Annotated in this window: 6 protein-coding genes; all 6 read left to right on the top strand. The window is 41.6% G+C overall.

Going from position 1 to position 6286, the window contains the following annotated elements; genetic code table 11:
* The first annotated feature begins 329 nt into the window (after positions 1-329).
* The 6 genes from ABDZ53_RS09735 (at position 330) to ABDZ53_RS09710 (ending at position 5963) form a co-directional block, all read left to right on the top strand.
* Positions 330-1355, top strand: a complete 1026-nt coding sequence (locus tag ABDZ53_RS09735) for an NAD(P)/FAD-dependent oxidoreductase (RefSeq protein WP_343756011.1) — start codon at positions 330-332, stop codon at positions 1353-1355.
* A 3-nt stretch (positions 1356-1358) separates the two neighbouring features.
* Complete coding sequence (locus ABDZ53_RS09730) at positions 1359-2417, top strand: FecCD family ABC transporter permease (RefSeq protein WP_343756009.1); 1059 nt, start codon at positions 1359-1361, stop codon at positions 2415-2417.
* A gap of 1 nt (position 2418) precedes the next feature.
* Positions 2419-3462: a FecCD family ABC transporter permease gene (locus tag ABDZ53_RS09725; protein ID WP_343756007.1), complete on the top strand. Its 1044-nt coding sequence runs from the start codon at positions 2419-2421 to the stop codon at positions 3460-3462.
* Between the two features lie 22 nt (positions 3463-3484).
* Entirely contained in the window at positions 3485-4399 is a 915-nt protein-coding gene (locus ABDZ53_RS09720) for an ABC transporter substrate-binding protein (protein WP_343756005.1), read from the top strand.
* Between the two features lie 24 nt (positions 4400-4423).
* Entirely contained in the window at positions 4424-5206 is a 783-nt protein-coding gene (locus ABDZ53_RS09715; protein ID WP_343756003.1) for an ABC transporter ATP-binding protein, read from the top strand.
* Positions 5207-5306: 100 nt separating this feature from the next.
* Positions 5307-5963, top strand: coding sequence for an SDR family oxidoreductase (locus ABDZ53_RS09710; protein WP_343756001.1), 657 nt, complete (start codon positions 5307-5309; stop codon positions 5961-5963).
* The last annotated feature ends 323 nt before the right edge of the window (positions 5964-6286 follow it).

The raw sequence follows: 6286 nt of genomic DNA, 5'->3' as shown, positions 1-6286 counted from the left end.
GTTTAGATTTATTCTTTTTAATACGCATAGCTAATCCTCATTCCTTTTAAATGTATCTCTATTATAACATGTTACTACATAGCACTACAATATAAGCCTATCAAATTTGACAAAAAAATAAAGCCATAACAGGCTTTGTGTCACTTTTTATTGATTCCAGCTGTTAAACTCCCGTGATAGTGAGTGAACGCTCATTATCACTTTTTTGCATGTCTAAACGAAAAGAAAGACCTCATAAATAAAGGCATAAACTTGACACACTACTTTGTGAATGGTATAACTTATAGTGAAAGTGATAATCATTCTCAATTGAAAGAGAGGGAAGAAACGTGACTTCAGAAATCATGGATTGCACGATTATTGGCGGAGGACCTGCAGGTTTATATGCGGCTTTTTATGCTGGGATGAGAGATTTGTCCGCTCGCATAGTCGAAGATCAGGCACAACTAGGTGGGAAATTACATTTCTATCCCGAAAAACTGATTTGGGATATCGGAGGCGTCGTTCCATCCACTGGTTACGATGTCATGAATCAGATGATCGAACAAGGACAGACCTTCAACCCTGAAGTGAATGTTAATGAACGCATTGTAAAAATAGAAAAATTAGAACCACATCTGTTTGAGTGTACGAGCGCTACCGGAAACAAGTATCTCAGCAAGACAGTCATTGTTGCGACGGGCGGAGGCATCGTATACCCTAAACGTCTCCCGATAGAAGGCATCGAACATTTTGAGCAGACGAATTTGCATTATACCATTTACCGTTTAGATGATTTTATAGATAAAAAAGTAGCCATAGTCGGTGGAGGAAATTCCGCCATTGATTGGGCCAATGAATTAAAAGACAAAGTGAAAGAACTCCATTTAATTCATAGAAAAGGACAGTTTAAAGCACACGAAGCACAAATCAATGAGTTGCTCGAATCAGACATACATATCCACACGCATTCAACAGTAGAAGAGTTAATGCCAGACAGCCACGATGAAAGTATAAAAGCCATTAAGCTAAAAAATGAGCAAACAGGAAGGATGGAAACACTGCCCATAGATGATTTAATTGTCAATATAGGTTTTGAAGCTCACGATAATTTCCATCAGAATAGTCCTTTGAATTTTGAGCTGATCGATAATTATTATATTAAGGGAACTTCTGAAGCCCAAACATCTATTGAAGGGATCTACGCTATTGGCGATATAGTTGACTTTAATGGAAAAGTCCGCTTGATTGCTGGAGCATATAGTGACGCGGTTAACGCCATTAATCAAATCAGACAACACTGTTACCCGCTCATTCAAGATTCTATCGTACTCTCGACTTTTCATGAAGGCTTAAAGCAAAGAAGAAAAGGGTAGACTATGGAAGAAATAAGAAGGAAACAACTCACAAAAAAAGAAACTCAAAAACGTTTAATGAAGCGACTTCAAGCTTCTCAGCCGACAGGTGCCATTTTATTCATCAGTATTATAGTGTTACTGATAAGTATGGTCATTTCCCTAGGCCTAGGCTCGGTCCAAATCTCATGGCGCACCATTTTAGAAGGCCTTACTGCTTTTGAAGAAACGAATACGCACCATCTTATACTTTACGACTTACGTATTCCGAGAGTAGTGGGGGCCGCATTGGTCGGTGCCTTTTTATCCGTCTCTGGCGTAATTATGCAGGCACTCACACTGAACCCTTTAGCGTCACCTTCCATTATGGGAGTCACGTCCGGATCAGCTTTCATGATAGCTATTGCTTTTGCCTTCTTCCCCCTGTCCAATCATTATCAATTAATACTCTGGTCTTTTTTAGGGGCCGGATTGGGAGCAGGCCTAGTCTTTTTCATTGGATCCTTTACAAAAAGAGGGTTGACCCCTGTGAAGCTCGCTCTAGCTGGAGCAGCAGTCAGTACGCTGCTTCAATCGCTATCGACTATGATTGCTCTGCATTTTAATGTCGCGCGCGATACCAGTTTCTGGCTGGCCGGTGGAGTGGCCGGTGTGCGTATGGAAAGTGTGTTAGTCGCTCTTTTATTTGCAGGATTGGCTTTAATAGTCGCTTTTGCCTTATCACGCTCACTAACCATACTCTCTTTAGGAGAAGAAATGGCTAAAGGCTTAGGCTTGAAAGTAACTGTCATTAAATGGATTGCCTTACTAGTCGTCTTAATTCTTACGGGGACGGCCGTTTCCATTGCCGGAGCTGTCGGCTTTGTCGGACTAGTGATCCCCCATATCACAAAAAAAATAATGGGACTCGATTACCGATGGGTGATCCCAGGGTCTATCGTATTCGGTGCCCTATTAATGGTTTGGGCAGATACTTTGGCCCGAATCATCAACCCTCCTTATGAAACACCTGTCGGAGCGTTGACCGCTTTGCTAGGGGTTCCGTTCTTTCTTGTCCTAGCACGTAAAGAAGGGAGGGGATAAGATGGAAAAGCATAAAGACATCTTTCAGTCTTATGATAGAGCATTAAAACGAACCTTTCTATTATTTCTCTTTTTACTGTTCCTTCTCATCCTCATTTCTTTAGTGAGTATTGGCATGGGACACGTCAGCTTATCTTTTACAGAAATTTGGCAAACACTGATTGGTTCAGGAACAGACAGGAATGCCTTACTCTTATTTCAATTTCGTCTACCAAGAATTGTAACAGCTATTTTAGTTGGAATAGGGATGGGAGTAGCGGGTGCAGTGTTTCAAGGAGTGACAGAAAATGCTTTGGCAGACCCTGGTATTATAGGGATTCATTCCGGTTCAGGCTTTTTTGTGGTCTTATTTTTATATTTAAATTCTATGCAAAATGGCATACCGGGCTTTATAAGTCAGCTCAGCCAGCCTCTTGTTGCTTTCTTAGGTGGGCTCACTGCAGCAGCTCTCATATATATGCTCGCTTGGAAAAAAGGAGTCACGCCCATTCGACTCGTTTTAGTCGGAATTGGAATCAATGCTGGATTTTCAGCTGCCTTGCTTATCATTCAACTTCGAATGACTGACAGTGACTTTAACCGCGCATTGGTGTGGTTATCCGGATCGATTTGGAATGTTTCCTGGCAGTCGGTCTGGAGCTTATTGCCATGGATTGTGCTTTTTCTTCCACTGGCTTTATATAAAGGCAGAGTGTTAACTCTTATGCAGTTAGGAGAAGAGATGGCAACAGGCCTTGGCACATCTGTTGAAAAAGAACGCTTATTGCTCATTATCATTGGGGTAGCTTTATCTTCAGCAAGTGTCGCAACGGCGGGCGGAATTGCCTTTATCGGCCTCGTTGCTCCTCATTTAGCCAGAAGGTTAGTCGGTGGAAAATACCAGCGCCTTATCCCTATTACTGCTTGTATTGGAGCTATACTGCTCGTCTTTTCAGACAGTGCCGCTCGAACGTTACTCGCTCCATCAGAAATTCCGGTCGGACTCATTGTGTCTGTATTAGGAGCCCCTTATTTCATTTACTTATTAATGACTATGAAAGACTAATTTATTTTTTGGAGGATAAAGGATGAAAAAAATTGGATTAACAGCATTGGCTCTCACATTATTTTTAACCGCATGTGGAGAAGAAGCTGACACAGTGGACGAAGAAACAGAAAATGAATCACGCGTTTTAACAGATGGGATGGGAAATGATATAGAAATCCCTGAAAATCCTGAGCGCATCATTGCTTCCTATTTAGAAGATTATCTCGTTGCTTTAGATGTGACTCCTGTAGCCCAATGGTCTATCAATGATGGAGAATCGGTTCAGGCGTACTTACAAGAAGAACTGGGAGAGGTACCGACGATTCCTTTCGATTTGCCTTATGAAGCTGTTTTAGAATATGAACCGGATTTAATGCTTATAAGAGACATGCCGGAAGAGAGCCAGATTGACCAGTATAATCAGATTGCACCCACTTACGTCTTAAATGCAAGTCCAGCTGATTGGAGAGAAACCTTGCTTGAAATCGGAGACGTCCTAGCTCAAGAAGAAGAAGCGGCGGAAGTGATTGCTGAGTATGAAACGCTAGCGAATGACACGGCTGATCTTGTATCAGAACAAGCAGAGGGAGCCACTGCAGCGGCTATTTGGATGATTGATACGAGTCTCTTTGTTGTGCATCCTGAACGATCCAGTGGAGCTGTTTTATATGAAGATGCAGGTTTTGAGGTTCCAGAAGTTGTCGCCTCATTATCTGAAGATGCCGATTGGGCGGCCGTTTCACTAGAAGAATTAGCTGAAATGGACGTCGATCACTTATTCTTAATCACGGATGATGAAGAGACGGCATTGACAGAAGACCGACTATGGCAAAATATACCGGCTGTCGAAAATGACGCTGTTCATGTCTTTCCTTCTGATTCAGCTTGGTTATATTATGGACCAATTGCCAATACTCAAGTGTTGAATTATATTGAAGATAGTGTTGTGAACTAGATTAAATAGAAAGGAGAGAGAGCAGTGCCACAAATAAATACAGAGCAGCTAACAGTGGGTTATGGGAAAAAACCGATTGTGGACTCGCTGGAGTTATCGATTCCAGAGTCAGGGATTACGTGTATAATCGGTCCTAATGGATGTGGAAAATCAACGATTTTAAAAACCATTGCCCGACTACTTAAACCCTCTAACGGTTCCGTTTTGCTTGATGGAAAATCGATTCATAAGCAGTCGACTAAAAGTGTCGCTCAAAAAATTGCGATTCTGTCTCAATCTCCGCATACTCCTGAAGAAATGACAGTGAAAGATTTGGTTTCCTACGGTCGCTCGCCTTATCAAAAAGGCTTTGGTCAGCTGAACGGGAAAGATTGGGAAATGATTCATTGGGCATTAGTCGAAACGAATTTACTCGATTATGCTGATCGGTATGTTCACTCTTTATCAGGTGGTCAGCGCCAAAGAGTGTGGATTGCAATGGCTTTGGCTCAGGATACAGATGTTTTATTACTCGACGAGCCGACGACTTATCTAGATATGGCTCATCAGCTGGATGTCTTACAGGTATTAGAAAAGCTAAATAAAGTTCAGAAAAAAACGATTGTCATGGTGCTCCATGATCTCAATCATGCGTCTCGCTTTTCTGATTATCTTGTTTCTATACGAGATGGAAAAATAGTCAAAGCCGGTACGCCAGAGGAAGTCATGAATAATGAAGTCTTGCGTTCCGTCTTTGACATTGATGCTCACATCATAAAAGACCCCAAAACTCAAAAACCCACTTGCCTGACCTATCATTTAATCTAATAGAAGAGACAGCGACTTAAAAAGTTAAGCATACTTTTTGTAGTTACTGTCTCTATTTTGTTATGGTAGGTGTGTAATTAAACTAGAGGAGAGTGTTTACATGAACGTATTAATCGTTGGAGCAAATGGTCAGATTGGTCAGCATCTAGTGGATGTTTTAAAAGAAGAAGGCAAACACACCCCTATTGCTTTTGTCAGAAAAGAAGAGCAAGTGAAGTCTTTTGAAGACAAAGGAGTCGAAGCCCGTTTAGGTGATTTAGAAGCATCTGTTGACGACATTAAGGGTAAAATGGACGGCATCGATGCTGTTGTCTTTACTGCCGGATCAGGCGGAAGTACTGGACCTGACAAAACCTTGCTTATTGATTTAGACGGAGCTGTTAAAGTAATGGAAGCAGCTGAAGCCAATGGAATTGAACGATTCGTTATGGTCAGTGCCTTTGGAGCAGACGACCGCGATAAGTGGAACGAAGAAATCAAACCTTACTATGTAGCGAAGCACTATGCAGACTGGTGGTTAATGGATTCTGAATTGACTTACACAATCATCCGACCAGGAGCTTTGAAAAATGAAGACTCTAAAGAGACTGTTTTGATTAAAGACGCCATCGAAGAAACTGATGACTACAGTATTCCAAGAGTCGACGTCGCAAGAGTGATTGCCGCGAGTCTCGACAATGAAAAAACCTTTAGGCAAGCCTTCGATTTAACAACAGGGGATTCCATTATCGAAGAAGCCCTAAACCAATTACAATAAGACAGAGGAAAAGAGCAGGTAATTCTGCTCTTTTTTCTTGCCAAAAAGTTCATCTCGATTAGCTCAAGAGAAAATATACAGCGAGTGAATTGAGCTGGACCTATCTCAATCAACCCAGACATAAAAAGGCAGTGAGTGAATCGAGCTGGGGCTATCTCAATCAACTCACACCTTATGAGAAAACGAGTTTATCGAGAGTCCATAACAGCATGTACTTTCTTTGGGTATGATTGGTCTTCAACTCCCTCACGACGTTAGTGTAAAATAGTTCTCGGTAAGTGATCAATCGTTCATTGGACAAAAAGAAACGAGACCTTTATTCT

Source organism: Alkalibacterium iburiense (assembly GCF_039521845.1).
Taxonomy (GTDB): Bacteria; Bacillota; Bacilli; order Lactobacillales; family Carnobacteriaceae_A; genus Alkalibacterium; species Alkalibacterium iburiense.
Note: the sequence above shows the minus strand (reverse complement) of the source record. Positions and strands in the feature narration are given on the sequence as shown.